At 73.0% G+C, this 4,083-nt stretch carries 5 protein-coding genes; 1 reads left to right on the forward strand and 4 read right to left on the reverse strand.

Going from position 1 to position 4,083, the window contains the following annotated elements:
- Positions 1–72: 72 nt before the first annotated feature.
- The 4 genes from ROTAS13_RS20485 to cysQ all read right to left on the reverse strand — a co-directional run bounded on the left by ROTAS13_RS20485 (position 73) and on the right by cysQ (position 3,427).
- Positions 73–987 (reverse strand): ABC transporter permease subunit, encoded by a 915-nt coding sequence (locus ROTAS13_RS20485; protein WP_019461748.1) that lies wholly within the window; start codon positions 985–987, stop codon positions 73–75.
- A 163-nt stretch (positions 988–1,150) separates the two neighbouring features.
- Complete coding sequence (locus ROTAS13_RS20490) at positions 1,151–1,540, reverse strand: hypothetical protein (protein ID WP_075823258.1); 390 nt, start codon at positions 1,538–1,540, stop codon at positions 1,151–1,153.
- Between the two features lie 88 nt (positions 1,541–1,628).
- Complete coding sequence (locus ROTAS13_RS20495) at positions 1,629–2,627, reverse strand: L-threonylcarbamoyladenylate synthase (RefSeq protein ID WP_075823259.1); 999 nt, start codon at positions 2,625–2,627, stop codon at positions 1,629–1,631.
- Positions 2,624–3,427 carry a 3'(2'),5'-bisphosphate nucleotidase CysQ gene (gene cysQ / locus ROTAS13_RS20500; protein ID WP_058389491.1) on the reverse strand — a complete coding sequence of 268 codons (804 nt, stop codon included), beginning with the start codon at positions 3,425–3,427 and terminating at the stop codon, positions 2,624–2,626. The genes ROTAS13_RS20495 and cysQ overlap by 4 nt, the downstream gene beginning before the upstream one ends.
- 311 nt (positions 3,428–3,738) lie before the next feature.
- Between cysQ and ROTAS13_RS20505 the strand changes: the two genes are divergently transcribed.
- Positions 3,739–4,083, forward strand: a 345-nt coding sequence (locus tag ROTAS13_RS20505; RefSeq protein ID WP_305793727.1) for a M17 family peptidase N-terminal domain-containing protein, incomplete at its 3' end; no start/stop codon positions are given.

The raw sequence follows: 4,083 nt of genomic DNA on the forward strand, positions 1-4,083 counted from the left end.
CCTCTCTATGCTGACGTCGAGACTTGTGATCAAGAGACAGGCCCGGGATGTCGTCTTCCGGGTCGTTGCCGCTCATACCTTCTCGACCTCATGGCGGCCGAGCAGGCCGGTGGGCAGGAAGAGCAGCGTCAGCGCCAGGATCGAGAAGGCGGCGACATCCTTGTACTGCACGGAGAAATAGGCGCTCCAGAAGGTCTCGATCAGCCCGATCAGCAACCCGCCCAGCACCGCGCCGGGCAGGGAGCCGATGCCCCCCAGCACGGCGGCGGTGAAGGCTTTCACCCCGGCCAGGAAGCCGATGTAGAAGTCGATCACGCCATAGCGCACGAGGTAGAGCGTGCCCGCCACGGCGGCGAGCGCGGCGCCAATGACGAAAGCCAGCGAGATGGTGCGGTCCACGTTGACGCCGAGCAGCGCGGCCATCTTGCGGTCCTGCTCCACCGCCCGCATGGCGCGGCCGAGCGAGGTGCGCGTCACCAGGATGGTGAAGATGGTGAGCACCACCAGCGTCACCACCAGGATGGCGATCTGCACCCAGGAGATCTGCACCACGAAGCCGTTCTGCTCGAACAGGTTCAGCCCGCCCGGCACCAGCGGCTCCATCGGCTTGACCCGCGCGCCCTGGCTCACCTGCACGAAGTTCTGCAGCAGGATGGACATGCCGATGGCGCTGATCAGCGGCGCCAGTCGGAAGGAGCCGCGCAGGGGGCGGTAGGCCACGCGTTCCACCGTCCAGCCATAAAGGCCGGTGATAGCCATGGAGAAGACCAGCGCCAGCAGGATCGCCGCGCCGCCCGTCATCCAGCCGCCGCCCGAGAGCAGCAGCAGGCCGATCAGGGCCGAGAAGGCGCCGATCATGAAAATGTCGCCATGGGCGAAGTTGATCATGCCCACGATGCCGTAGACCATCGTGTATCCCACGGCGATCAGCCCGTAGATCATGCCGAGCGAGACGCCGTTCACCAATTGCTGCAGCGCATAGGCCAAGCCCGTATCCCCCTCCGACTTTTGGAGAGGCTAGGCGAGGTTTGCCGGTGCTGTCATCGCCGGGACAAGCGGAAGCGGAGAGCCAACGTGGAATTCATCCGGGCATCCGCCGGGCGGATGCCTCGATAACGTTCGCGGCTGCCGCACATCCGGGCAGGGCGCGTCATTCCCGCAACGTCAGGACGAGGGCGCCCTCGGCATGCGCCATGCCGCAGCGCCCGTCGAGAAGCAGGTCCCCCGTCCGGCGCATCCCGGCCCGCCAGACCGGGCGCGGGCCCAGCCGGCGGGCCAGGCGGTCCCCCGGCGTCAGCAGCCAGCTCCGGCCGGGGCCCAGCCGCGCCACCCCGGCGGCGGCACCGGGCGGCAGGCGAGTGATCCGGATCTCGCGCGCCGGCGGCGGCACCAGGCAGGTGAGCCAGTCCTCCCCGCCATCCCCGCCGGGACCGATCCAGCGGCCATGCGGCAGGTTGCGCAGGAGGCAGGCGGCGCCCGTGAGCAGGAGCGGCCTGCCGCTCCCGATCAGCCGGCTGGCCTCCTGGGGCGTGACGATCATGCGGCGGGTTCCGGGGCGTCCATCCGCCGTTTCTGCGGCCCGGGCGGTTAAGGATGCCTTGCCGCAACGTTTCGCTTTCCCGGGGGCGTCAGCCCTGGCGCGGCGCCGCCGCCCGGCGCAGGCGGTCGTTGATGGCCTCGCCCAAGCCGGCGGCCGGGACAGGCATGGCGGCGATGCCGGCAAGGCCGAGGCGCGATCCCTCCTCGTCCAGGAAGCGCAGCCCGGCGAAGAGGCGCGAGGCGGCCTCGGCCAGGTCGCCGCGTTCCGACAGGTTCCAGGCCAGGCGGGCGCCGGGCAAGGGGCGGCCGAAGGCCAGCAGCGCCTCGTGCGGGTCCAGGTGCCGCGCCTCCAGCCGCACCGGCAGGCCGGGCGCGTAGTGCGAGCGCAGCATCCCCGGCGAGGGCAGGCCCTGCTGCCGCGCCAGCAGCGCGAGCATCTCCTCGACCTCCTCCTCCAGCTGCGGGTCGTGGAAGGCCCCGATCACGTCCTCGATCGCCTCCACCGTGACGCCGCCGGGGCGCAGCAGGCTGGGCTGGCCACCGGCGAGGTTCAGCACCGTGCTTTCCAGCCCGACGGCGCAGGGTCCGCCATCCAGCACCGCCGCGATGCGCCCGCCGAGCCCTTGCAGGACATGCTCCGCCGTGGTCGGCGAAACGCGGCCGGAGGGATTGGCCGAGGGCGCCGCGACCGGCGTGCCGGCCCGCCGCAGCAGCTCCCGCGCCAGGGGATGGGCGGGCACGCGCACCGCCATGGTCTCGGTGCCGGCGGTGGTCAGCAGATCGACCTTCGAGTCACGCCGGCGCGGCAGCACCAGCGTCAGCGGTCCCGGCCAGAAGCGTTCCGCGAGGCTGCGGGCGCGCTCGTCGGCCACCACCTCGGCGAAGGCGGCCTCGGCATCGGGGAAGTGGCAGATCAGCGGGTTGAAGCGCGGCCGGCCCTTGGCGGCGAAGATCCCGGCCACCGCCCGCCCGTTCCGGGCATCGGCGCCCAGCCCGTAGACGGTCTCGGTGGGGAAGGCCACCAGATCGCCCGCCCGCAGCAGCGCGGCAGCCCGCTCCAGCGCCTCCGGCGGCAGGCGTCCGGTCATGACGCCGCCTGCCCCTGCGCCCCGTCGCCGCGGCCCCAGGCGATGAAGGGGCCGTTCTCGAAGCCCGGCTTGCCGTAGCGGAACGGCGCGCCCGCCATGTCCAGCACCCGGCCGCCGGCGGCTTCCAGCAGAGCCTGGGCGGCGGCGGTGTCCCATTCCATGGTGCGGCCGAAGCGCGGATAGAGGTCCGCCTCGCCCTCGGCCAGCCGGCAGAACTTCAGCGCCGAGCCGCAGTTCACCACCTTCGCCACCCGGCGCCCCGCCAGGAAGGGCTCCAGGCGCGGGTCGTCGCGGTAGTGGTTGCTGAACATCACGGTGATGCCCTCCTCCGGCGGGGTGCGGGCGGCGATGGCGCGGCGGCCGGCGGCATCCTCCTTCCAGGCCAGGGCGGGCCGGCCTTCCGCCGCGACGAGGCCGCCGAAGACCTCCCCCGTGGCCGGCAGCGCCACGGCGCCGAGCAGCGCCCGGTCGCCCTCCACCAGCCCGACGCAGACGGCGAAGCTGTCGCTGCCCTGGGCGAATTCCCGCGTCCCGTCCAGCGGGTCCACCAGCCAGTAACGATGCGCCAGCGCGGGAATCCGTCCGGCGCAGACCTCCTCCTCGGCGATCACCGGGATCTCCGGCACCGCCGCGCGCAGCCCCTCCAGGATGATCGCCTCGGCCACGCGGTCGGCCTCCGTCACCGGCGAATGGTCGCTCTTGCGCTCCACGGCGAAGCCGGCGGCCCGTACCGCCAGGATGGCGCCGGCGGCGGAACGCGCCAGCCGCGCGGCCAGCTCCAGAAGCTCGTGATCGGTCATCCACCGTGGATAGACCCGGCGCCGGTGCGGCGCCATACGGCAAACCGCCTGCCTCCCCCGCCATTCCCCGGCACCGGCCTCCCCCATTGGCTCGCCGCACCGGCTCTCGCCGATACGCACGCTGAACGGTCCGCGCGCTAAAACCGGCTGGCCCCCTCCACGCCGGGCCGCCGCCATGGCACGTTGCGGCGGAACCGGGGCGGCCCCGCGCCCTTTCCGGGAATCCCCGAAGGCTGTCCCGTGCAGGGATCTTCCAGGCAGGGTTCCTGTCCGCGGGCCGTCCGACGCGTCGCAGGGAGTGCTCTCCGGTCATGCTCGATATCGCCTTCGCCAAGCCGTCCCTTCCCACAGGCGGCGCCGTCGCCATCCTGCTGGCGGAGGAAGACCTGGGCGGCGGTGCCTGGCACGACTGGGACCAGGCGCTGAACGGCATCCTGTCGCGCGGCATCGCGGCGGCGGAGTTCAAGGCGCGGCGCAGCCAGGCCACCACGCTCTTCGCGCCCGGGAACGGGCTGAACCGGATCGTGCTGGTCGGCCTCGGCAAGCGGGCGGAGCTGGACGCCCCGGCGATCGAGGCGGCGGGCGGCACCGCCGTCGCCGCCCTGGCCGCCGAGGGCACGGCGGCGCTGGACGCCCGCGCGGTCGGCGGCTGGGCC

It is taken from the genome of Roseomonas sp. TAS13 (genome assembly GCF_001950415.1).
Lineage (GTDB): Bacteria > Pseudomonadota > Alphaproteobacteria > Acetobacterales > Acetobacteraceae > Roseomonas > Roseomonas mucosa.

Excerpts from the sequence above, each read along its gene's own strand:
- ROTAS13_RS20490 (WP_075823258.1), bottom strand. The coding sequence starts at position 1,540 with ATGATCGTCACGCCCCAGGAGGCCAGCCGGCTGATCGGGAGCGGCAGG.
- ROTAS13_RS20495 (WP_075823259.1), bottom strand. The coding sequence starts at position 2,627 with ATGACCGGACGCCTGCCGCCGGAGGCGCTGGAGCGGGCTGCCGCGCTG.
- cysQ (WP_058389491.1), bottom strand. The coding sequence starts at position 3,427 with ATGACCGATCACGAGCTTCTGGAGCTGGCCGCGCGGCTGGCGCGTTCC.